The sequence below is a fragment of the Bradyrhizobium centrosematis genome (assembly GCF_045571495.1).
GTDB classification, from domain to species: domain Bacteria; phylum Pseudomonadota; class Alphaproteobacteria; order Rhizobiales; family Xanthobacteraceae; genus Bradyrhizobium; species Bradyrhizobium centrosematis.
Map to the genome: position 1 here is coordinate 5,142,605 of NZ_CP120703.1, position 20,996 is coordinate 5,163,600.

Sequence of the window (20,996 nt, forward strand, 5' to 3'; positions counted from 1 at the left end):
GAGGGTCGTCTCGTCAACTGAAAAGGGACCGTTACTGAAAACGGGCTGTGCGGCCTTTTGCCCTTTTTCGGACCATCTTCGCAAGCACAGCTTTAAACCATGTTGCACTGCCGAGGAACTATCATGCGTTTGGCCCTTTACACCGGACTAATACTGGCTGGCGGTTACAGCTGCCTGACGCCGGCGCTCGCCGCCGATCCAACCGGCGACTGGCGGGTGGCCGACGGCGTCGCCAACATCCGCGTCGCCCAATGCTATGGCAGCATGTGGGGCGCGGTTTCCTGGGAAAAGAAACCCGGCGGGCGCGACGAGAACAATCCAGATGTCTCGAAAAGGAGCAGGCCGACGCTGGGCATGGTGACGCTGATCGACATGAAGAAGAAGCCAGGCGCCGATCAGTGGGAAGGACAAGTCTACAACGCGCAGGACGGCCAGACCTATAGCGCGACCATCACGCCGACGGGTGCCGACCAGCTAGAAATCAAAGGCTGCGTGATGGGCTTTCTCTGCGGTGGCGAGACCTGGACCCGGGTTGGCCCGCCCATCCCCTCGAGCACCGCCAACGCCATGGCCAAGAGCACGCCAAAATCCGCTGGCCCGGCGCCGAAAACCGCAGGTACGACGGTTGCCGCCGCGCCTGCGCCTGCGCCTCCGCCCGCAGCTCCGAAGGCGGCCGCCGGCGCAGCCAAGCCGGGTCAGAAGAGCGCCGCCGATCCGGTCGGCGACATCTGCCTACTCCCTGAGATTGCGGGGCTTGCCCATTAGGGCTGGCTGGAACAGCAGCACGGCCGCGAGCGTCGTCACCAGCGAGAGGGCCAGCAGCTTGCCCATGCTGGACGTGCCAGGATGGCTCGACAGCCACAGGCTGCCGAACGCGGTCGCGGTCGTCAGCGCGCTGAAAAAGATCGCGCGTGTCAGGCTGGTCTGAAGCAGGTTTGTCCTGCCCGAGCGCCAGGCGACGACATAATAGATCTTGAAGGCGACGCCGACACCGAGCAGCAGCGGGAACGCAACGATGTTGGCGAAGTTGAGCGGCAGACCGATCAACACGCAAATCTCGAGCGTCACCGCGCCCGCAACCAGGAGCGGCACCAGCGTCATCAGCACGTCGACGAAGCGGCGCAGCGTGATCCACAGCAACAGGCCGATCACCAGCAACGCGTAGATGCCGGCGTGGATGAACGCCCGCACCACGGTATCACCCGATTTCAGGATCGACACCGGCCCGCCGATCGCGGTCGGCTCGGCAACGAGCACCGCCGCCGCAAATTTGCGCAGCGTGTCGTTGTCGTTGGGATCGCCCTTGGGCAGCGCCTCGACTCGGATGATGCCGTCCTTGCTCTTCCAGGCACTGACGAGATCGGGCGGCAGTGACTTCAGGGTCACGGGCTCGGCCTGCATCGCATTTCTGAGCTGGTCAAGCACGATCTTCAGCGGCGTGACGAACACGTCCTGCGCCTTGTTGCGCGTGGCCTCGTCGCCATTGGCGAGCTTTTCGAGCGCATCTGCCAGACGGCGCGAGGCGAGCGCGCCCGGGCCTTTCGCGTCGCCGGCGGTCCGGCGCAGATTGTCGACCGAGGATTTCAGCGCCTCGACGTTTTCCTGGTCCGACGGCGCCGCATCGATCTGTTCGGGGTTGAGCGCGGGGTTCAGCACCTTGGCACCCTGCGCGAGCAGCTTCAGCTTCGGCGGCTGGTCCTGCGGCACGAAGCTGTCGAGCGACATCACCCGCAGCACCTCAGGCACCTTCTCCAGCTTCGCCTCGACCTGCCTTGCCTGCTCCTCGGACGTGGTCATCACGTTGATGGCATTGGCGCCCGTGTTGGGGTCCTTACGCAGATCGAGGAAGGTCGCGATCGATTCGGCCTTCGGATTGCGCAGGTTCATCGGGTTGAAGTCGAACTTCATGAAATAGAGCAGCGGCAGGCCGCCCAGCGCAAGCAGCAGCGTGCCGCCAACGATCAACACGCGGTGCTTCTCCAGGAAGTGATCGAGCGGCGCGAGGAAGGCATAGCCGACCGGTTCCTTCTCGCCGGGCGGGTTCAGCAGCTTCAGCATGGCCGGCAGAACGGTGATCGAGGAGAGGAACGCCACCAGCATGCCGACGCCGGCGATCTGGCCGAGCTCCGCGATGCCCTTGTAGTCGGTCGGCATGAAGCAGAGGAAGCCGGCGGCCGTCGCCATCGCCGCGAGCGACAGCGGCACCGCCGAGCGCTTGGCCGCCAGCACCAGCGCGCCCGTGAGATCGTTGTGCTTGTAGCGTTCGGAGCGGTAGCGGACGCTGTATTGGATGCCGAAATCGACGCCGAGCCCGACAAACAGCACCGCGAATGCGATCGACAACAGATTGAACGATCCGACCATCATCAGGCCGGCCGCGGTCGTGATCGCAAGACCGACGAAGAGATTGACGAACACGGCGAAGATGATCTTGGCCGAATGCAACGCCAACCACAGGATGACCAATACGACGAGAACCGTGCCGACGCCGTTGATGACGGCGCCCTCCTGCACGGTGGCGTATTCCTCATTGGCGATCGGGACCGGGCCGGTCAGCCGCACCCGCGCCTGGTATTTGGTCGGAAACTCCAGATCCGCAGCGGCCTTGCGGATCGCGTCGGTAGCGCCCTTGCCCGGCTCCAGCGCGTTGTAGTCGAGGATCGGCTTGAACTCGATGAAGGCGCGCTTGTCGGAATCCGACAGCGGCTCGTCGCTGACGAGCTCGCGCCACGAGAAGCTCGCAGCGCCCTTGTTGAGCACGGTCTCGACGGTCTGCGCGATCAGGTTGAAAGGCCGCGCGGTGTTGTCGAGCTTGACCTGGCCGCGCTTGACGCCGGCAAGCCCCGTCTCCAGCGCGCCGGTCAGGCCGCGGATGGAGGGATCGCCGGCCATGATCTCGATCAGGGGCGCCGCGGATTCGAACTGGCCGGTGATCTTGCCGACTTCCTCGGTCGGCAGGAACAACAGGCCGTTCTTCTCGAAGAACTCGCCGCTGCCGAGCTGCTGCATCGACTGGAAGTTGGTCTTGTCGTCCTTCAGCTTGGCATAGAGCGCACCCGATGCCGCGCTCGCCATTTCGGGGGTCTTGGCCTCGACGACCGCCGTGATCGTGGCATCGCGGTCGAAGGCGCGGTCGAACTGCTGGTCGCGCTGGCGCCAGTCCAGATTCTGGGCAATCAGCGAATTGATGTCGGTGTTGATGGCGAAGTGCCGGGACGCGTAATAGCCCGCGCCCACTGCCAGCAGGAGCCCGAGAACGACGACGAGGGAGGCAAACCGGGTGCAGGCCCTGACGATGGCAACGACTACGCTTTGCAGCACTTCTTTTCTTTCTGCGGTTAACAGCTTGCCGAGAACGCCCGCTGTTTATCGGAGTTCCCGGGCGAAACCTATTGCTGTTTTGGGTGGTTCTCGCCGCAACAAGGTTCGAAGTAAACGCGGGAGACCCGGGCAAAATCATGCGGGGGCGGTCGGTATAGCCGGCGAGTTGAGGCGGGAAAGTGACGAAGGGGTGAGCACCGATGTCGCCGTTTTGCGCACGCCAAAATCTATACTATAATACCTTACATCGAGCCCCAAGCTGGCCCCAGGGTTTCATTCCACCTTTCCTTGCTGCCGATTTTTTGACACAAAGTATTGCGCCTCCATGCGCCGGAGCCCCGACCGGGGTGGGTGGCTACCGCGTGCGCGAACCAATGGTGCGGATATTGCAACTCATTGGTCAGTATCGGAGTGCCGCGGGGGACTTACGAAGCGGATTGGTGCAACTTGCGTGACGGACGTCCTATGGAAGTTTATCTGGCGCAACCGCGCGGCTTCTGCGCGGGGGTGGTGCGTGCGATCGAGATCGTGGAACGGGCGCTGGAGAAGTACGGGCCGCCCGTCTACGTGCGCCACGAGATCGTGCACAACAAATACGTCGTCGAAAGCCTGAAGAACAAAGGCGCAATCTTCGTCGAGGAGCTGTCCGAGGTCCCGCCAAAGTCGGTGACGGTTTTCAGCGCCCATGGCGTCGCCCGAAGCGTCGAGGAAGAGGCCGCCGCGCGCGACCTTCCGGTGCTCAACGCCACCTGCCCTCTGGTCACGAAAGTTCACAATCAGGGGAAGCGCTACATCACCAAGGGCCGCACGCTGATCCTAATCGGCCATGCCGGGCATCCCGAGGTCGAGGGCACGATGGGCCAGGTTCCCGGCCCGGTCCTGCTTGTCCAAAGCGTTCAAGAGGTTAACGGGCTGGCCCTGCCGGCGGATACGCCAGTGGCCTACATCACCCAGACCACCCTGTCGGTCGACGACACCAGGGACATCATCGCCGCCCTTCAGGCCCGCTTTACAGATATTCAAGGTCCGGATATCCGGGATATCTGCTATGCGACACAGAACCGCCAATCTGCGGTAAGGGACTTGAGCAAGCTGGTCGACGTGATCTTGGTGGTGGGCGCTGCCAACAGCTCGAACTCGAACCGGCTTCGCGAAATCGGCACCGAGGCCGGCGTCGCGAGTTATTTGATTGCTGACGGCAGCGAGCTCAATCCGGAGTGGTTGAAGAATGCCAGGACCGTCGGCATCACGGCCGGCGCTTCGGCGCCCGAGGTACTCGTGGATGACGTGATTGCAGCGATGCGGCGGATCGGACCGGTCAAGGTCTCCGTACTGCCGGGCCGCGAGGAAAACATCGAATTCCGGCTTCCGGCCCAACTGGCTGCGAGCTGACCCACCCGAATTGAAAAGCCCAGAAAGAAACTTGTAATGGCAATCCCCTTCTTCAAGGAAATGCGTATCGGCGGCTATTTGCTCAAGCAGAAACTGCTTGGCCGCAAGCGCTACCCGCTCGTGCTGATGCTGGAGCCGCTGTTCCGCTGCAACCTCGCCTGCGTCGGCTGCGGCAAGATCGACTATCCGGATGCGATCCTCAACCGCCGCATGACCGCGCAGGAGTGCTGGGACGCGGCCGACGAGTGCGGCGCGCCGATGGTCGCCATTCCCGGTGGCGAGCCGCTGATCCACAAGGAGATCGGCGAGATCGTGCGCGGCCTCGTCGCGCGCAAGAAGTTCGTCTCGCTCTGCACCAACGCGCTGCTGCTCGAGAAGAAGCTCGATTTGTTCGAGCCGTCCCCTTACCTGTTCTTCTCCGTGCATCTCGACGGTCTTCGTGACCATCACGACAAGGCCGTGTCGCAGAAGGGCGTGTTCGACCGCGCCGTCTCCGCGATCAAGGCGGCCAAGGCGCGCGGCTTCACGGTCAACGTCAACGCCACCATCTTCGACGGCCACCCGGCGGAGGAGATCGCCAAATTCCTCGACTTCACCACCGAGCTCGGCGTCGGCGTCTCGATGTCCCCGGGCTACGCCTATGAACGCGCGCCGGACCAGGAACACTTCCTCAACCGCACCAAGACCAAGAAGCTGTTCCGCGACGTCTTTGCGCTGGGCAAGGGCAAGAAGTGGAATTTCATGCATTCCGGCCTCTTCCTGGACTTCCTCGCCGGCAACCAGGAATATGAGTGCACGCCCTGGGGCATGCCCGCGCGCAACATCTTCGGCTGGCAGAAGCCCTGCTATCTGCTCGGTGAAGGCTACGCGAAGACCTTCAAGGAGCTGATGGAGACCACCGACTGGGACAGCTACGGCACCGGTCGTTACGAGAAGTGCGCCGACTGTATGGCCCATTGCGGCTACGAGCCGACGGCGGCGACCGCAGCGCTCAACAACCCGCTGAAGGCGATGTGGGTGTCGCTGCGCGGCATCAAGACCTCGGGTCCGATGGCGCCGGAGATCGACCTCTCCAAGCAGCGCCCCGCGCAGTACATCTTCTCCGAGCAGGTCCAGAAGAAGCTCTCCGAGATCCGCAAGGACGAAGCCGCCGCCGCGCAGGCAAAGGCTGCACAGAAGGCTTCGACGGCCGCGTAAGTTCAGCGCAACGGGATCGTCATCATCAAAGACAGCGGACCTTGGGGAGATACCAGGAGCGTGTGAGTGGGGCTTGCGTCGCGCAAGCCCCTACACCTTTCCTCGGCTGGCTAGGGGCCTCATGATCTTGCCTGCCTAGTAACCCTTATAGTCAAGGGCTTCGTCCAAGAAGTCGAATTGCACCTGGAATCTCAACGACAGATTGTTGATTTGACAGTGACAATCGGCACCGTCCTCTGCTTTCCCTATCCATAGGGATTTCTTTTTGGAGGATGCTTTTTCAAAACACTCGGTCGCCTGTCTAACAACCTCTGGTCCTTCGGACTCCGCGCGTATCGACAGGAATGCGCACTTAATGTCTTGCGGATCAAGCTCCATAGTATTCTCTGTTGCGGCCAGCCACTCGACCAAGCTGTCGAAGCCATGCATCCAACAGACTCGATGTAGCGTCACTCGGGGAAGCCACGGCAAGCTGTTTACCGTCCTGTTCGACTCTTCCGCATCGCCCATGGTGAACTGGAGAGGCATGACGCCGTTTTTGATCACGAGCGGCCAAGAGTATAATGGCGCACTAGCTACAAGCGCGGCGAAACGATCGTCGTTTGCTGCGTTCAACGTGCTCTTCATGCCACCATAACTATCGCCGCATACCACTAGCCGTTTGGGATCTACGTCAGGGCGAGCGACGAGGAAGTCGGTAACTGCACGATAAGCAGCTATCAGATCGACCTTAGGAAAGTTCTTTGCTGTGATCTCGGGGTCATAGGACCTTGGCTGGACATCGTAAGGCAGATCCACGAGCAATGCATTATAGCCTCGCTCGACGGCATCTTTTCCCCCCAGGAAGAAGGTGTCCTCTTTGTGTGACTCGCCGCCGTTATGAAAGAAGATCGTCGGCTTTGGCTTGTTACTGTTCTCTGCCTTGAGGAAGATGGCAGGGAACTTGTAGCCTTTGTAGTCGATTTCCACGTACTCGTGTGGAAACTGATGATACATCGCATCGAGGTATTTTTTGAAGCATTCCACGGTCTTGAAATAGACAGGGAAAAAGAGATCATCCTTCGGATCGATCGCGCAGTACGACGCGCGGTAGTAGGCGAAGGCTCGCAAGAACGCTTGGCCGGCGCTGATCCTATGTCCCTTTTTCAGGCAGTCTTCGGCGATCGCTTCAACCTTTTTTCCCTCATTCTGAAATTCCGTCATCCAGCTCCGCGCCGACTTCGGATCTACCTTGCGAGCGATCGTAAACAGCTCACCAGGAGTGCCGGCACCGTAGGCTATCCACCCAACGAACCACTGAAATATGAAATCCAGGTCTTCGTCTTCAGGGTCCATGAAGAACAGCCTGCTTTTCGGATTCATACGTTGCGCTAGTATTTCGCCGTCTTTGACCGATCCCATTCGAATCTCCTTTTTTGGTCGCTCCTAGAGCGTCATTCTTGCCGCGCAGTTCTTCGCTGATACCTCGCGCGCGAAGACGGCTCCGGCCGCGCGCGCCCACACCATTCTGATTTGCATCAGGCGTCCTCCTAGGCGGGTTTGAGGAATGCTCGCTCACCGCAGACGCCTCCATTGCAATAAGATACATTATGCATCCTAATCGGGTGGCGATGTCAATAGGATTCTGGCCGCATCTTATGTTACCCGTCACACGAGCATCGTCGGGTTCGATTGATGCGCGCGGTCTAGCGGTAAGGGATGGAGTTGTATGAGCAGGAGCCTTTCAGGCGACCCGCCCCATCGTCGTCGCGGTGCTGTGCTCGAGGACGCGTTGCTACAGGCGGCGTGGGCCGAACTTGAGGAGCATGGTTACGCCGGATTCACGATGGAAGGTGTTGCACAGCGTGCCGGCACCAGCAGACCGGTTTTATCGCGGCGGTGGGTCGGGCGCGCCGAACTGGCCGTCGCCGCGATTGGCCGCCACTTCGCTAGCAATCCGATCAACGTGCCGGACTTGGGCAGCGTGCGCGAGGAACTGGCGCTTTTGCTGCGCAAGTGGTCAGAACGGGCGACACCCGCACCGATCAGGTTCATGCTCGATCTACGCAACGATCTCGCGCCAGCTACTCACGACTTAAGCGGCGTACGCCACAACCTTGCCAAGCAGATCGGCGAGACGGACATGCTTGAGGAAGTCTTGCGACGCGGCGTTGCGCGTGGCGAAGTGGACACCGAAAAATTATCGCCGCGTGTGAAAGCTGTCCCAATTGATCTTGCCCGCAATGAGCTCTTCGTGAAACCGACGAGGCTGTCGGATCAAGTGATCTACGAAATCATAGACTTAGTGTTTCTGCCGTTGGTGCGAAAGAATTGATACGGGTTCAGGGCGGGTCCGTTGTGTTGTTGTTGGGAATTACGCGGTTGCCAGCAGGCGAACTGCGGAAATCGGTCACTTGCGGGGCAGCTCCGCCAAGGGCGGGGCTGCCCCATGTTGCGTATGCTCCGATGGGATTTCTTGGCATGCCGGTCGACAGGCAAGCCCGGCTTTCGCATCAGACGGGTGAGCATCGCATCAGAAGTGGACCTCGGTGCGCATGCCAAGGACCACGGCATTGTCGGTCTTCACGCCCGCGGCGTTATAGCCGCGCCCGCCGGGATTGATCACGTATTGCGCGTCGAACTTGAGGTTCATCCAGCCGGTCGCCTGCCATCCGTACCAGACCTCGATCGGAACTTCGTTGCCGCCGGCGTTGGGGCTGAGGGCCGCTGAATTCACGTGGGTCGTACCCACCGCGAAGCCGACTTCGTCCTGGGGACGCCAGCTGAACGTTCCGGTATGCCTGAAGCCCAGGGCGATCTGGTAGTCCTGGTACGACGTCCGATGATCAGCAACGGTCGTATTGAGGAAGGTATACCATCCCTGTGCGCCCGGACCGTCGACGCTCAAGCGCTGAAGGATGGACTCGTAAACGCCGTAGCGGCCGCGTTGATCTCCGAGATTTTGATCAGGGACGCCTCCAATGCCGGGGATGGTGGAGATGACACCGGGCAGACCACCATCAATGGTCGATGCGCTGTCGTACCAGCCGCCAAATCTCCAGGTCCCGTTCAAGGGCCCCTTCGGCGCCCACACCAACTCCACCGGCACCAACACGCCGCTGGCGGGAGTCGAAGCGGGGATTCCGGGCAAGAAGTAGACGGCAGGATCTGACGTCGTCAGGTAATTCGGATTGGCGTCGTAGACGCCGACCGAAATCGTGAACTCCGGAGCCAGCTTGTAGTGGACGACGCCGGCCCACTGGCTCACCGGCCAGTTATAGATGTACCCGCCCTGGATGTTGCCGGGTTGGCCGCCGCAGAACGTCAGGTTGATGAACTCGCATAGGCCGAAGAAGAAGTCGGAGCCGACGGGAAGACGACCACCCTTGAGCTCAAGGCGATCATCGAAGAGCTTCTGCGAATAATAGAGCTGGGTCAGGCGCAGAATATTGCCACGGCCGAACACTTCGTTGGTCAGCTGCAAGGCGGGAATGTCCGCCTCGGTATTCAGGTTCTTGCCGAAGCGGTCGACCAGCGTAAGGCCGACGGTGCCGCCCTGGATGCCGGCAAGCTTCCCCATGTCGAGCTTCGCGCCAAACCATAGCTGACCGGCGTTGGCTGCGGTGTTCCTGCTTCCACCTGTGACGTTGCCGACAGATTCGTTACCCAGCGTCAGGCCCAGCTCGATGCCCTGCTCCTTCAGCCTCGTCCGGCCGAGATCGCCGAACAGATAGGGTCTCGTCCAGAAATCGTCGGCCTGCGCATAAGGAAGAGGCGCAGCTTTCGTTGAAAAATCGGCCGCATGTACTGCACCGCCCCACAGCGATGACAAAGCAATCCCCACACCGCACGCACATGCGGTGTTCACAATCCTGCGCAACATTTCTCTCGTCCTCCCGCCGTCTCGGCTTTGTCATTCTAGCCTCACGTTCCGGCCAAGCCCTCGAGCCTGGAACGCGCTCCTTCCCCAGCGCACACCATCGCAGCCGCGCATCCACGCAGCTGCTTTGGTCAACTGGAGCCTGGATCCATCATGCCTGGTCGCCCGTTCTCGCCGGCAACGCGTCTACGCCGCGCGGTGCTGCGCCCTGCTGTCCTTCAAATGTCGATCTCGGCGCCGTGCGGGCGAGGCCGGCCAGCGCCATCTTGCGTCGCCGTCGGGCCTGCAGTTGATGATCCGCCAACACGCCGATCAGAATCACCGTCCCCATCACTGCAAAGTTCAGGGAGTTGGGGATGCCCAGGATATTCACGAGGTTCTGCAGCACCTGCAGCAGCGCAGTCCCCAGCACGATACCGAGGATAGAGCCTTCGCCGCCGCGCAGGCTGCACCCGCCGAGGACAGCCGCCGCGATCGCGTAGAGCTCATAGAAATTGCCGAAGGAGCTCGGAGACACCGAGTTCGTGTAAAACACGAACAAGACTGTTGAAACTCCGGCGAGCCCACCGCTGATGATGTAGGCGGCGGCGATCACGATATTCGTGTTGATGCCCGAGAAGCGCGCCGCTTCCTCGTTCTTGCCGACGGCATAAAGCCAGCGCCCGTAGACCGAACGGTGCAGCACCACGCCGAGGACGAGCGCAAGGAGGATCAGAAAGATAAAGGTATTCGGGACGCCAGCCACATTGCCGGAGGCAATGCTGCTCAGCGTCGCAGCCTCGTCGCCGTAGCCGAAGCCACGTGTCGAGTCGGTCGTGTAGTAGCGGGCGGCGCCGCGATAGATCAGCAACCCGCACAGCGTCACGATGAAGGGCTGCATCTTCAACCGGGTGACGAGGAAACCCTGAATTCCTCCAAGCGCCAGCCCGCCCAGCAACACGGCCACCAGCGCCAGGGGCCAGGGAACCTGATAAGTCGTCAGAAGGTCGATGAATACGACACCGAGCAGCGCGAACATCGAGCCAAGCGAAAGGTCGATGCCGCCGGTGATGATCACCAGGCCCTCGCCAAGTGCAAACACACCGAACAGGCCGATCAGGTTGGCCATGTTCAGCAAGTTCACGAGCGACAGGAAGGCAGGATTGATCGCACCCGTGACGGCTGAAATCACGAGGAGCAGCAGGCCGAGGCCGAGTTCTTTCTTGTTCATGGCGCAACCGCTTCCGCGGCTTCCAGCGCGTGGCCGATTGCAAGCTGCAATACGTTGTATTCGCTGAACTGCTCGCGCTGCAGCACGCCGCTGATGCGCCCTTCATGCATCACCGCGATCCGGTCGGAGACGCCAATGACCTCCTCCATGTCCGAAGAAATCATCACGATCGCGACGCCCTGGTCGGCGAGCTCTCGCATCAGCGCGTAGATTTCGCTCTTGGCACCGACATCGACACCACGAGTCGGCTCGTCGAAGAACATCACGCGCGGCCGCATGGAAAGCCACTTGCCCACCACGACCTTCTGCTGGTTGCCGCCGGAGAGCGTCACGGCCTCCACATCGATGCTCGGCACCTTGATGGAAAGGCGCCTCACCTGCTCTTTCGCGACCTTGCGCTCCGCCGGGCCACTGACCAGCCACATCCGTGCGTAATGCAGCAGGCTGGCGAGTGTCACGTTCTCCCGGATCGGCAGTTCCAGCACGAGCCCGGACTTCTTGCGGTCCTCCGGCATCAGATAGATGCCTTGCCTGATCGCGTCCCGCGGCGATGCGACATCGACCGGCGCGTTGTCGATCCTGATCTCGCCGCCCAGCAGCGGATCAATGCCGAAAACCGCGCGAGCCAGGGAGGTGCGACCGGCGCCCACGAGCCCTGCCAGTCCGAGTATCTCGCCATGCCGCACGGAAAGATCGATCTGGCGGTCGGGAAAGGCCGACGTCACGAGGCCGACGACGTCGCAACCGCCCGGCAGCGGCGGCCGCTTCGGCGGCGTATGCAGCGCTTTCAGGTCGCGGCCGATCATCAACCGGATCATTGCGGCGTGGCTCAGCCTGTCCCGCGCCAGCTCTCCCACCGTGCGCCCGTCGCGGAGCACCACGACGCGGTCGGCGCAGGTCATGATCTCGCCGAGTCGGTGAGAGATGTAGATCACCGAGATGCCGTGCGCCTTCAGATCGGCAATCACCTCCAGCAGCCGTTCAGTCTCCGAAATCGTCAGGCTGGAGGTCGGCTCGTCCATGATGATCACGCGGGCGTCGATCGAGAGCGCCTTGGCGATCTCCACCAACTGCCGCTCGGCGATCGACAGGTTGTCGACCAACGTGTCCGGGGTGAAATCGGCACCCAGCCGCTCCAGCAGCGGCGTCACGCGGGCACGCATCTCCGCGTCGTCCACCAGCTTCAGCGGTCCGCCGACAAGCTTCTCGCGCCCGATGAAGACGTTGGCGGCGACGTCGAGATTTTCGAAAAGGTTCAGTTCCTGATGCACGAAGGCGATACCGGCCTGCGTCGCCTCGTTCACCGTCAGACGGGCGTGGTCGGCGCCGCCGATGCGGATCACGCCCTCGCTCGGCGCGATCACGCCACCCAGCACGCGCATCAGCGTCGATTTGCCGGCGCCGTTCTCGCCGATCAGGCCCAACACCTCGCCGCGATACACTCGCAGACTGACATCGTCGAGCGCCATGACCCCAGGATAGGACTTGGTGATCCCGACGAGTTCGAACAGGATTTCCGCCATTCATTTCCTCCCGCACCACGCCCGGCGGCCACGCCGCCGGGCGCTGAAAGTCACTTCTTCAGAAGGGCCTTCAGATTTGCGGTGAAGTCCGCGACGTTGGACTTGCTGATCACCTTGGTCGGCACGATCAGCTTGCCGCCCGCCGGGATCCAGGACTTGTCGCCGTTCAGCGTCTTGATGATGTTGGTGGCGGAGAGATAGCCGAACTCGTAAGGCTGCTGCACCACCGTAGACTCGATGGTGCCGTCGGAGACGCCCCGCAGCGTGCGCTGGTCCTCGTCGAAGCCGACGATCTTGACCTTGCCGGCCTTGCCCGCCGCCTTGACCGCGTCATAGATCAGCGGCGTCTCGTAGCTCCAAAGGCCGGACAACAGCGCAATGTCGGGATATTTGACGAGCACGTTCTCGATATTCGCCTTGGCCTTGGCGAAGTCCACCTGATCGGTGAATACGTCGACCAGCTCGACCTTGGTGCCGGCGATGGCATCCTTGATGCCCTGTACCCGCTCGCGGGCGTTGTCCGCGTCCATCGTGCCGACGAACAGCGCGATCTTGCCGCCGTTCGGCAGCGCCTTCTTGATCTCCTCGCCTGCTTGTCGCCCGGCCGCGACGTTGTCGGTGCCGATATAGGCGAGACGATTACTCTGCGGCGCGTCGCTGTCCGTCGTGATCAGCACGGTCTTGGCCGCGACCTTGTTGAGCTGTTCGGTCGCATGCGGCGCATCGTCGACCGAGATGGAGATGCCGGCGACGCCGCGTACCAGCAGGTCGTCCAACTCGCGCCGCTGGCCCGCGGCCGTGCCTTCGTTGGTGACGATCAGTTCGATATTGTAGTCCGGGTGCTCCTTTTGTGCCTTCTCGAGGCCCCGGCCGGCAATGGTCCAGAAGTCGGCCGCCACATTGGTGACCAGCGCGATGGTCTTTTTCTGCTGGGCTTGCGCCACCCCCGTTGCCATCGCGAGCGCGGCGGTTGCGAGCACCGGGACTAGCAATTTCCGCATCGATCCGTTCATGTTCACCTCCCTATGGTCCGCCCAGTGATGGGCTTCTCGACGCTTTCGCGCGTCATTTTATTTATGCAGCGAATAAATGCCGCAGAGCAAAGACATCGGAATTGGGATGTACTGCCTACCTCGCTCACGCGAAAATAGTACATGAGGTATGATATTAGTAAATATGACTCTCAAACGACACTTTCGGGACGTGCTTTTTCGATCACACCCGTCGCGTCCATCCAATTAACTTCACTTCCTGAATTAAAGAGACAGTATGGTTGACCAAATTGAGCAGCCGAGACGAATTTCCAGCCCCGCGCGTGGCTCGAACCGCGGCCGCCTTGTAGAGGTCTTGCGACGCCAGGGGCCGTTGCCCCGTGTGGAGCTCGCCCGGAGCACGGGCTTGAGCTTCCCCGCCGTGTCTGGCCTCACATCGAGACTGATCGCGGAAGAGTTGCTGTGCGAGACCGAGACGGCAGCCACCTCATGGTCCGAGGACACGGACGAAGACGATGCGGACGGGCTGAACGGCCGCCGCCGCGGCCGGCCAGCTGTGCTGCTGACCCTGAACCCGGAGTTCGGCCGCATCATTGCGGTCTCGCTCCGCATGAATCTGATTGAAACACTGATCGCGGATTTCAGCGGCTCCGGCCTGGCACAATCGCGGCTCGAAATCGCGACGCGAGCTCTCGATGCGGGCGCGTTATGCGATCTCGTGATCGCGCAGATCGATGCGATGCTTGAGGCGACGGCCACACCGCGCCATCGCCTGTTGGGAATAGGGATTGCCCTGCAGGGAATCGTGAACGCGGACACTGGCCGGCACCTGTGGAGTCCGGCGCTGTCCGTCACCGATGTCGACCTGGTGAGGCCGGTGCGCGAGGCCTACGATGCCGAAGTCGTGATGGCGAATGACGCTGTGGCGGTTGCGCTCGCCCTCTGCGCCGCGGAGCCGACATTGGCGCAGGGCCTCTCAGCTACGATCATGGTCGGCCACGGCGTCGGCATGGGCGTCGTCGTCGACGGGGAAGCGCGCTGGGGCGGCGGTGCGGGCAGCGAGATTGGCCATATCAAATTGGGATCGAACGGACCGCAATGTCGCTGTGGCCAGCGCGGCTGCATCGAAGCCCATCTCGCCGACTATGCGCTCTACCGCGACGCCCGCACCTTTCTCGACCTGCCGCCGGCGGCGGCGCAACAACCTTCCGAGGCGCAGATGGCGCTCCTGCGCGAGCGGGCGCGGCGGGGCGATCCCCGTCTCGAGCAAGTGTTCCAGCAGGCAGGGCGCGCGCTCGCCGAGGCGGTCGCGGCAACGATATCCGTGCTGCGTCCACAGCATGTGATCCTGGCGGGACCCGGACTGCAGGCATTTGACATGATGCGCCGCGCCTATGAGGAGCGGCTCGAGCAAGCGGTGTTGCCATGGCTGCTCAAGTCCACGGCGATCTATCTGCGTCCGAGCGAGTCGGCGGCAATCGTCGAGGGCATGGTGCGACGGACGCTGTGGGTTGTGGACCGAAACCGCATGGAGGCGACCGAGTGAGCATGTACCAAAACGCAAAAGGCCCGGTCGCAAATCGCGACCGGGCCCTTTGTTTCATCGCATCAAGGGATCACGCCGCCTTCGACACCAGCGCCTCGCTCTCGATCAGCTCGGTGCCGATCAGATAGTCGCGGCAGCCGCGCAGGCTCCGCAGCGCGCGGTTGAAGTCGATGCCGGTCGAGACCAGCGCATGCAGCGTTGCCGGATTGCGGACGATGCCGCGCAGCACGGCGGCGAGGTCGATCTGACCGTTCGGCTTGATGGCGGCGCGGGCCAGCGCCGGCAGGGCGCGATGGGCAGGATCGCTGATGACGCGGACCGCGGCAAAGGGCAGCCCGGCCTCGGCGGCGTAGGCGGCGGCGATGTGGCTTTCCATGTCGACGGCCGCAGCTCCCGTCTCCGAATGCAGCGCCGCCTTGCAGGAGCGCTTCGTGACCACCTCCTCGGCACCGGCGAGGCTGCCGCGCACAACGCGGCGGCGGCCCGAGGTTAGGCGGTCGATCAGATCGTCGCCCAGCGAGAGTCCCGCGGCCCAACGGGCATCCCCGGACAGCACTTCGGTCGCCAGCACGACGTCGCCGGAGCGGAGCGTCGGGTCCAGCCCGCCGGCCACGCCGAACGAGATCACGCCGCGAATCGTCTCGGGATCCACGACGGTCAAAAGCGCCCGCAACTGCGTCGGGCTGCTGGATGAGCAGATGACCGCCATTCCGGGCCCGGCTGCGATGCGGGCCTCCTGGACCAATCCGGTCACGATCAGTATCGGCCGCGGGTCGACCGTCTGACCCGCGGTAAAATAGTCCCCCGTCCCCAAAGTCACATTCCGACCCCTACCACCCTGCTGTTGGTGTTCCGCAAGTTCCGATACCGCGCCAATGCCCACAGCGGAAAGAACTTTGGGTAACCATGATAACGTAGATAGAACACGCGGGGGAAGCCTGTGGCGGTGTACCGCTGCTCGTCCCACAGTCCTTTTTTGTCTTGTGTTGCAATCAGGTACTCCACCCCGCGGGCGACGGCCGGGTGATCAACCTCGCCTGCAGCCATCAGGGCAAGCAAGGCCCATGCCGTTTGCGAGGCGGTCGAGGGGGCGGCCTCCCAGCCTTTGTAGTCGAGCCGATAGCTGACGGCGTCCTCGCCCCAGCCGCCGTCCTCGTTCTGGATCGAGGCCAGCCAGGCCGCGGCTTTGCGAATCATAGGGTCCTTGTGGTCGACGCCGGCCATGTTGAGGGCGCACAGCACCGACCAGGTTCCATAGATGAAGTTCATGCCCCAACGGCCGTACCAGGACCCTTCGGGGTGCTGGGTCTTCCGCAAGTAAGCGACCCCGTCGGCGACGGGCTTGCTGGTCTTCGCGGTCTCGCCGAGCTGGGCCAGCATCGAGATGCAGCGCGCCGTGACGTCCTCGGTTGGCGGGTCGAGCAGCGCGCCATGGTCCGAGAACGGGATGTTGTTGAGATAATATTCGAGATTGTTGACGTCGAAGGCGGCCCAGCCGCCATCGTCGCTCTGCATGCCCTCGATCCACTCCCGGCCGCGGGCGATCGCGGCGTCATAACCGGTCGCACCGTGCTCCCGGCGCATGCGGTCCATCGACATCACCACCACGGCGGTGTCGTCGAGATCGGGATAATGCGCGTTGTTGTACTGGAACGCCCAGCCGCCCGGACGCACGTCGGGCCGCTTCACCGCCCAGTCGCCCTTCACCTCGAGCTCCTGCCGCGGGATCAGCCAGTCGAGGCCCTGCTTGGCCGCCGGCACCGCCTTGTCGCCGCCGGCTTCCAGCAGCGCATGCGCGGTCAGCGTCGTGTCCCAGACCGGCGAGACGCAGGGCTGGCAATAGGCCTCCTCGTCGTTGATCACGAGCAGCTTGTCGATACCCCGGCGCGTCATCGCGCGCGGCGGATAGTTCTCGTCCTTGCCGAGCGCGTCGTACATCATGACGATGTTGGCCATGGGCGGATAGATCGCGCCCATGCCGTCCTCACCGTTGAGCCGCTCCTCGATAAAGGCGAGCGCGGCATCGATCGCGCGCTTGCGCAGGCTCTTCGGAAACAGCGGCTCGATCACGCGCAGAATCGCATCGAGCGAACGAAACAGCAGGAACCAGGCCATGCTCTGGTGCGGCGCCTTCGCGGTCATGCCGATCGAACGCGGATCCTGAAGAAACAGCTCGTCGATGCCGACGCCTTTCGGATTCTTCGCGCGCGGCTTCAGCGCGGCGATCACCATCAGCGGCACCATGGTGGTGCGCGCCCAATAGGAGATCTTGTTGAGATGGAACGGCGACCAGAACGGCAGCAGCACGATCTCGATCGGCAGCACCGGCACCGCGCGCCAGGTCACGACGCCGAACGTCGCGAGCAGGAAACGGGTGAAGACGTTGCTGTTGATCGCACCGCCGCGAGCGTGGATCGCCTCGCGCGCACGCACCATGTGCGGCGCGTCGACGGAATCGCCAATCATCTTCAGCGCGAAATAGGCCTTCACGCTGGCGCTCATGTCGAACTCGCCGTCATGCACCAGCGGCCAGCCGCCATGGGCGCCCTGCACGCGACGCAGATAATTGCCGATCTTGGCCTCGAGCACGGTATCGACCGGCTCGGCGAGATAGTGGCGCAGCAGAATGTACTCGGCCGGAATCGTGCAGTCGGCCTCGAGCTCGAACACCCAATGGCCATCGGACTGCTGGAAGCCGAGGATGCCCTGGGTGGCCGACGCAATGCTCGATTCCAAAGCTTCGCGGCTGATCGCGTTCACGGAATCCATGTCGCTCGATTGCTCCGATAGTCGATTGAAAGTTGACCGGGACATCGCCCGTCAGGACCGCCTCTCAGGATCCTTTGGCGGCCAAAACCAGATCGGCGGCGCGGTCTCCCGACCGGACCGATCCCTCGATGGTTGCAGGCAATCCCGTAGCAGTCCAATCGCCGGCAAGGAACAGGTTTTTCAGCGCAGTGACCGGCCCTGGACGCAAGGCATTCTGGGCTGGCGTGGCCGCAAATGTGGCACGGCGCTCGCGCACGATCTGCCACGGGGGCAGCTCGCCCGACACGCCGCCCGCCTGGCAGACGTCATTCCAGATCGCCTGCGCGAGTTCCTCGCGCGGCATGTCGACCAGACGATCGCCATTGCTGATGGTGACGGAAAGCCGGTTCGGGAAAGCGAACAGCCATTCCACCACGCCGCCGATCACGCCTAGGATCGGCGGCGAGCCCGGCGGCGGCTCAAAGCGGAAATGGGCATTCACGATGGCGCGGAATTCCGTCGGCGTCTTCAGGCCCGGCAGCAGGGTGGAGGCCGCACGCGGCGGCACCGCCATCACGGCGACATCGCCCTCGCCAAGCTGGATCACGTCCTCGCCGCCGAAATTCAGCGCACTGGCCTTGCCGTCGCTGCTTGCAAACGCGCGCAGCTCGTGGCCGAGCTGAACGGTGTGACCACGTTCAGTCAAGAACTTCACGGCCGGCTCGATCAGCACGGCGCTGAGACCCTCGCGCGCGATCAGTGGACGGCAGGCCTGCCCGCCCGCAAGCAACGTCTCGCGCACGATCGCACCGGCAAGCCCCGCCGAGCCCTCGGGCGGATCGACGTTGAGCGCGGCGAGCAGCAGCGGCTGCACCAGGCGCTGATAAAGGATGCCTTCGGTCGGAATCGACTTGCCGACCAGCGTCTGTTCCGACGCCCAGATCAGCGGTGCCAGCTTCAGATAATCGGTGAGTCCGGTGTCGGGCACACGGCGGCTTTCGTCGAGCACCCAGGTCGGCAGCCGGCCGGCGCCGAGATCGATCTGCCAGCGCTGTCCGGTCTTGATGTCGACGAACGGAAACTGCGCGCTTTCGGGACCGACGAGGCCGGCCTCGGTGCCGATCGCGCGTGCATAGGCCCGCGCGTGGCTGTTGCCCGACAGCAGCAGATGATTGCCGTTGTCGATGGTGAGGTTGGTGGCGCCGTCGAAATAGGAACGGCAACGGCCGCCGGCCTGGTGCGTGGCCTCATGCACGACGACGTTGAAGCCGGCATTGGCGAGCCGCACGGCGGCGGAGAGGCCGGAAATTCCAGCACCGATGATGTGAGCTGTCTTTTGCATCAGATGAAAGCGTAGCGGAGCAGGATGGCGATGCGCGTGATCTTCGACACACGCACCGGCTGGCGCGGCGCATTGAAACCGCGCGCAATCAGGAGATCCAGAATGGAATGATAGTATTTCGACATGATCCGCGGCGCGCGCACCGCGCGGCGCTTGTTGCGGTTCATGATCTCGTCCGACTTCTCGAAATGCACCTTCGCGCGCTGGGCCAGCGGCATGCAGACCTTCGGCAGCGCGCGCTCGGCAATGACGCGGTTCGGGTCATCAGAGGTGATGCCGGCATGCAGCAGCGCCTCGCGCGGCAGATAGAGCCGGCCGAGGCCGGCATCCTCGTCGATGTCGCGCAGGATATTGGTAAGCTGAAGCGCGCGGCCCAGATGATAGGCGAGCTGGATGCCGTCCTGCTCGGGCAGGCCAAAGACCCGCACCGACAGCCGTCCCACGGCGCTGGCGACGCGATCGCAGTACAGATCGAGCGTCGCCATGTCGGGTGCGCGGATGTCCTGCGGTACGTCCATCTCCATGCCGTCGACGATCGCCAGGAAATCCTCGCGCTTAAGGCCGAAGGTCTTCACCGAGGTGACGTAGTCCTTCAGCCGCGGCGGCGGGTTACCCTGATAGAGCGCTTCGATGTCGTCGCGCCACGCTTGAAGCGCGGCGAGCCGCTGATCGCGCGGCCCGTCGGAATCGGCGATGTCGTCGACCTGGCGGCAGAAGCTGTAGATCTGGAACATCGCTTCGCGCTGGTCATGCGGCAGGATGCGCATCGCGGCGTAGAAGGAGCTGCCGGATGCGGTCGAGCCATAATTGGCGCCGGGCGAGGTCGCCTCAAGCGTCATGTGCAGTCCCCGGTCTGGAAATGGCCCTGCGTCCCACGGCGCGGCGGCCGGCCTCGCCGAGCATTCCGGCAAGGCTGAAGACGAGCAGTTCGAACTTGTTCAGATGCACCCGCTCGCGCAGGGGATCGCGCACCTTCAAGAGCCGCACGATGCGGTCGGCATAGGCCTGGATCACTGCGACGTCGACGCCGAGGCGGAAATCGCGGATCTCGGCGCTCAGCGACCTGCCCTCGTCGAGCAGCGCCTCGTTGCGCGCGGCGAGCGACTGCAGGCAGGCCAGCATCGCCGGCGGCGACTGTGACAGCCCGAGCTGCTCGACCGAGGCACCGTGTGCTGCCAGCGCATCGCGCGGCAGGTAGACGCGATTGAGCTCGCGGAAGTCCTTGCCGCAATCCTGCAAATGGTTGTTGATCTGCAGGCCGGCGCAGAGCGCGTCCGACGCGGCCCAGGTCGAGGTGCTCTCACCATGGACGTCGAGCATGAAACGGCCGACCGGCATCGCCGAATAACGGCAATAATGAATGACCTCGTCCCAGCTCTCGTAACGCAGCTTGGTGACGTCCATGCGGAACGCGATCAGCACGTCGAGGGCGTGGCGCGGCGCCATGCCGCGCTCGGCCAGCGCGCGCCGCAAGCTGACGGCCTCGGCCTGGCTGTCGCCCTTGCCGAGCAGTTCCGCCTCGAGCAGATCGAGGTAGGCGAGCTTCTGGTCGGGCGGGAGCGTGGCGTGGTCGGCGATGTCGTCGGCGGTCCGGACGAAATTATAGTACGCCAGGATCAGGGCGCGATGTCGCGGATGAATGATCCATGACGCGACGGGAAAATTCTCGTCGCGGTCACCCTTGCCGGATCGCAATTCGCTCGCAGAGGTCATCGAGGGCTGGCTTACAATCGTTTGGATAGAAAGGGCTTCTTCGCTCGCGGGCTCATGCCGGCGATCCGCCGCGGCCCCCATATAGGGGAATATGGCCGCAAAACCAATCCTGTCTCGCGATGGCAGCCCTTCCCAGGATCAGGTCCGAAAAGG

At 62.9% G+C, this 20,996-nt stretch carries 16 protein-coding genes; 5 read left to right on the forward strand and 11 right to left on the reverse strand.

The window, feature by feature from the left end; genetic code table 11:
- Window positions 1-123 precede the first annotated feature (123 nt).
- Window positions 124-765, forward strand: a complete 642-nt coding sequence (locus tag P6U31_RS24685) for a DUF2147 domain-containing protein (RefSeq protein WP_407184368.1) — start codon at window positions 124-126, stop codon at window positions 763-765.
- Here the strand turns inward: P6U31_RS24685 and P6U31_RS24690 are convergent.
- Window positions 733-3,321, reverse strand: coding sequence for an MMPL family transporter (locus P6U31_RS24690; RefSeq protein WP_407184369.1), 2,589 nt, complete (start codon window positions 3,319-3,321; stop codon window positions 733-735). The genes P6U31_RS24685 and P6U31_RS24690 overlap by 33 nt on opposite strands.
- Before the next feature lie 465 nt (window positions 3,322-3,786).
- Here P6U31_RS24690 and ispH point away from each other — a divergent pair, with 465 nt between their 5' ends.
- Complete coding sequence (ispH, locus tag P6U31_RS24695; RefSeq protein WP_407184370.1) at window positions 3,787-4,713, forward strand: 4-hydroxy-3-methylbut-2-enyl diphosphate reductase; 927 nt, start codon at window positions 3,787-3,789, stop codon at window positions 4,711-4,713.
- A 36-nt stretch (window positions 4,714-4,749) separates the two neighbouring features.
- A complete protein-coding gene (gene hpnH / locus P6U31_RS24700; protein WP_407184371.1) occupies window positions 4,750-5,910 on the forward strand; it encodes an adenosyl-hopene transferase HpnH in 1,161 nt (386 codons plus the stop codon).
- Between the two features lie 135 nt (window positions 5,911-6,045).
- Here the strand turns inward: hpnH and P6U31_RS24705 are convergent, their stop codons facing one another.
- Window positions 6,046-7,311, reverse strand: a complete 1,266-nt coding sequence (locus P6U31_RS24705) for an alpha/beta hydrolase family protein (RefSeq protein ID WP_407184372.1) — start codon at window positions 7,309-7,311, stop codon at window positions 6,046-6,048.
- Between the two features lie 307 nt (window positions 7,312-7,618).
- Between P6U31_RS24705 and P6U31_RS24710 the strand changes: the two genes are divergently transcribed.
- Window positions 7,619-8,224, forward strand: a complete 606-nt coding sequence (locus P6U31_RS24710) for a TetR/AcrR family transcriptional regulator (protein ID WP_407184373.1) — start codon at window positions 7,619-7,621, stop codon at window positions 8,222-8,224.
- Between the two features lie 198 nt (window positions 8,225-8,422).
- On the opposite strand, the gene P6U31_RS24715 is transcribed toward P6U31_RS24710, so the two are convergent.
- The 4 genes from P6U31_RS24715 to P6U31_RS24730 form a co-directional block, all read right to left on the reverse strand.
- A complete protein-coding gene (locus P6U31_RS24715; RefSeq protein ID WP_407184374.1) occupies window positions 8,423-9,772 on the reverse strand; it encodes a carbohydrate porin in 1,350 nt (449 codons plus the stop codon).
- Window positions 9,773-9,920: 148 nt separating this feature from the next.
- Entirely contained in the window at window positions 9,921-10,979 is a 1,059-nt protein-coding gene (locus tag P6U31_RS24720; protein WP_407184375.1) for an ABC transporter permease, read from the reverse strand.
- Window positions 10,976-12,502, reverse strand: coding sequence for a sugar ABC transporter ATP-binding protein (locus P6U31_RS24725; protein ID WP_407184376.1), 1,527 nt, complete (start codon window positions 12,500-12,502; stop codon window positions 10,976-10,978). The genes P6U31_RS24720 and P6U31_RS24725 overlap by 4 nt, the downstream gene beginning before the upstream one ends.
- A 50-nt stretch (window positions 12,503-12,552) precedes the next feature.
- On the reverse strand, window positions 12,553-13,515 hold the full coding sequence (locus tag P6U31_RS24730; RefSeq protein WP_407184377.1) for a sugar-binding protein: 963 nt from the start codon (window positions 13,513-13,515) through the stop codon (window positions 12,553-12,555).
- Between the two features lie 256 nt (window positions 13,516-13,771).
- Between P6U31_RS24730 and P6U31_RS24735 the strand changes: the two genes are divergently transcribed.
- Window positions 13,772-15,040, forward strand: a complete 1,269-nt coding sequence (locus P6U31_RS24735; protein ID WP_407184378.1) for an ROK family protein — start codon at window positions 13,772-13,774, stop codon at window positions 15,038-15,040.
- Between the two features lie 70 nt (window positions 15,041-15,110).
- Here P6U31_RS24735 and P6U31_RS24740 read toward each other — a convergent pair whose 3' ends face one another.
- The 5 genes from P6U31_RS24740 to hpnC form a co-directional block, all read right to left on the reverse strand.
- Window positions 15,111-15,917 (reverse strand): phosphorylase, encoded by an 807-nt coding sequence (locus tag P6U31_RS24740; RefSeq protein WP_407189937.1) that lies wholly within the window; start codon window positions 15,915-15,917, stop codon window positions 15,111-15,113.
- A complete protein-coding gene (shc, locus tag P6U31_RS24745) occupies window positions 15,857-17,809 on the reverse strand; it encodes a squalene--hopene cyclase (RefSeq protein ID WP_407184379.1) in 1,953 nt (650 codons plus the stop codon). Before shc ends, P6U31_RS24740 begins: the two co-directional genes overlap by 61 nt.
- Window positions 17,810-17,873: 64 nt before the next feature.
- A complete protein-coding gene (hpnE, locus tag P6U31_RS24750) occupies window positions 17,874-19,130 on the reverse strand; it encodes a hydroxysqualene dehydroxylase HpnE (protein WP_407184380.1) in 1,257 nt (418 codons plus the stop codon).
- Window positions 19,130-19,969, reverse strand: coding sequence for a presqualene diphosphate synthase HpnD (hpnD, locus tag P6U31_RS24755; RefSeq protein ID WP_407184381.1), 840 nt, complete (start codon window positions 19,967-19,969; stop codon window positions 19,130-19,132). Before hpnD ends, hpnE begins: the two co-directional genes overlap by 1 nt.
- Window positions 19,959-20,843, reverse strand: coding sequence for a squalene synthase HpnC (gene hpnC, locus P6U31_RS24760; protein WP_407184382.1), 885 nt, complete (start codon window positions 20,841-20,843; stop codon window positions 19,959-19,961). The genes hpnD and hpnC overlap by 11 nt, the downstream gene beginning before the upstream one ends.
- Between the last annotated feature and the right edge of the window lie 153 nt (window positions 20,844-20,996).

Excerpts from the sequence above, each read along its gene's own strand:
- shc (WP_407184379.1), bottom strand. The coding sequence starts at position 17,809 with ATGGATTCCGTGAACGCGATCAGCCGCGAAGCTTTGGAATCGAGCATT.
- P6U31_RS24685 (WP_407184368.1), top strand. The coding sequence starts at position 124 with ATGCGTTTGGCCCTTTACACCGGACTAATACTGGCTGGCGGTTACAGC.
- P6U31_RS24735 (WP_407184378.1), top strand. The coding sequence starts at position 13,772 with ATGGTTGACCAAATTGAGCAGCCGAGACGAATTTCCAGCCCCGCGCGT.
- P6U31_RS24725 (WP_407184376.1), bottom strand. The coding sequence starts at position 12,502 with ATGGCGGAAATCCTGTTCGAACTCGTCGGGATCACCAAGTCCTATCCT.
- ispH (WP_407184370.1), top strand. The coding sequence starts at position 3,787 with ATGGAAGTTTATCTGGCGCAACCGCGCGGCTTCTGCGCGGGGGTGGTG.
- P6U31_RS24720 (WP_407184375.1), bottom strand. The coding sequence starts at position 10,979 with ATGAACAAGAAAGAACTCGGCCTCGGCCTGCTGCTCCTCGTGATTTCA.
- hpnD (WP_407184381.1), bottom strand. The coding sequence starts at position 19,969 with ATGACGCTTGAGGCGACCTCGCCCGGCGCCAATTATGGCTCGACCGCA.
- hpnH (WP_407184371.1), top strand. The coding sequence starts at position 4,750 with ATGGCAATCCCCTTCTTCAAGGAAATGCGTATCGGCGGCTATTTGCTC.
- hpnC (WP_407184382.1), bottom strand. The coding sequence starts at position 20,843 with ATGACCTCTGCGAGCGAATTGCGATCCGGCAAGGGTGACCGCGACGAG.
- P6U31_RS24710 (WP_407184373.1), top strand. The coding sequence starts at position 7,619 with ATGAGCAGGAGCCTTTCAGGCGACCCGCCCCATCGTCGTCGCGGTGCT.
- P6U31_RS24730 (WP_407184377.1), bottom strand. The coding sequence starts at position 13,515 with ATGAACGGATCGATGCGGAAATTGCTAGTCCCGGTGCTCGCAACCGCC.
- hpnE (WP_407184380.1), bottom strand. The coding sequence starts at position 19,130 with ATGCAAAAGACAGCTCACATCATCGGTGCTGGAATTTCCGGCCTCTCC.
- P6U31_RS24715 (WP_407184374.1), bottom strand. The coding sequence starts at position 9,772 with ATGTTGCGCAGGATTGTGAACACCGCATGTGCGTGCGGTGTGGGGATT.
- P6U31_RS24705 (WP_407184372.1), bottom strand. The coding sequence starts at position 7,311 with ATGGGATCGGTCAAAGACGGCGAAATACTAGCGCAACGTATGAATCCG.